Consider the following 1,464-nt stretch of genomic DNA (forward strand, 5'->3'; position numbering starts at 1 on the left):
CCTAATGGCGCTGCCTTAAGGTGTACAAGAATTAGTAATTTTTAGTTTAATCTATTGAAAAGTAATGAAATCAGTTTCCAATTTTTATAAGATTACGTTTACGAGGCGAATCCACAAAAAAAGGAAACTGACCGATGAATAATAATCAAAACACAACGGCACTGCAAATAATTAATAAGAAGCAATACTTAGTTGAATCAAAGAACGATGAACTATACCGTTTGTTGTCCTCAGAGGAACAGATGCGACTTATCAATGGCTCAAGAGAGTTTAGAAAGCGAGTCTATACACCATTAAAAACGATATACACCTTTATAAAACAGGTACTTTCTTCCGACAAGTCGTGTAAAAACGCAGTATCTGGAGTTATTGCGGAGGGTCTGCTCAAAGATAAGAATGTTATCTGCAGCAGTACGGGTTCCTATACAAAGGCGAGGAATCGTCTCCCGGAAAAAACGCTTTATGAACTGTTTAAATTATCGGGGGATTTTTCATTAAAGAAGCAGAGAGAGAGTCATTCATTTGGTCGTGAGTTAAAAGCTTTTGATGGGACGATAATAACCCTCCCAGATACCCAAGCCAATAATTCTGTCTATCCCAAACACAGCAATAAGACCGACTCGGTTGGTTTTCCTCAAATTAGGCTGGTAGCGGTGCTTTCATTGAGTACAGGGGGAGTGATTGACTATGCACTGGATGCAAATAAAGGAAAGGGCACGGGAGAGATATCCTTACTCCGCAGTATTCTAGATAGTATTCATGATAATGATATTGTTGTAGGTGACCGCTTATACTGTAATTTTTTTTAACTCATGATTTGATAAAAAAGAATGCTGATGTGGTGATTCCAGGACATGTACAACGTCACTCTGATTTTCGTCAAGGAAAACGCCTTGGGAAAAAAGACCATATTACTTCGTGGAAAAAGCCTCGTAGGCCAAATTGGATGAGCAAAGAGGCTTACCGAGAATACCCAAATACCCTACCCATCCGGGAATTTAAAGTGAACGGCATTGTTTATATTACAACGCTTCTAGAAGTTGCCACCTACCCCAAACAGAAACTATACACTTTATATAAACGTAGGTGGGAAATTGAGCTTCATTTGAATAGTATCAAGACCATTATGGGGATGGATAGAGTTTCATGCAAAACTCCTGAAATGGTAAGGAAAGAAATAAGTATTCATCTTTTAGCTTACAATATGATTAGAAAATTGATTGTTGAAGCGTGTAACAAAAATAGTGCCTTACCCTGGAAAATCAGCTTTAAGGCGACTCTGCAATTGGTCAATCAATTTAACCCACGGCTTGAATCTGTGAGCAATAAAAAAAGAATCGTACTTTATAATCAAATGCTACAGCTTATTGTGACAAATAAAGTAGGTAATCGACAAGGAAGGGTGGAGCCGAGAGCTGTACGATTAAGAGCACGCTCATTTCCCGTGCTTAGAAATGACAGATA

At 38.3% G+C, this 1,464-nt stretch carries 2 protein-coding genes; both read left to right on the top strand.

Features of this window, described 5'->3' with window-relative positions:
* Nucleotides 1-134 precede the first annotated feature (134 nt).
* Nucleotides 135-809 (top strand): hypothetical protein, encoded by a 675-nt coding sequence (locus ACQY7T_RS12170; RefSeq protein WP_428413777.1) that lies wholly within the window; start codon nt 135-137, stop codon nt 807-809.
* Between the two features lie 8 nt (nt 810-817).
* Nucleotides 818-1,464, top strand: a 647-nt coding sequence (locus ACQY7T_RS12175) for a transposase (protein WP_428413778.1), incomplete at its 3' end; no start/stop codon positions are given.

The sequence above is a fragment of the Legionella sp. genome, from assembly GCF_965140895.1.
Classification (GTDB): domain Bacteria; phylum Pseudomonadota; class Gammaproteobacteria; order Legionellales; family Legionellaceae; genus Legionella.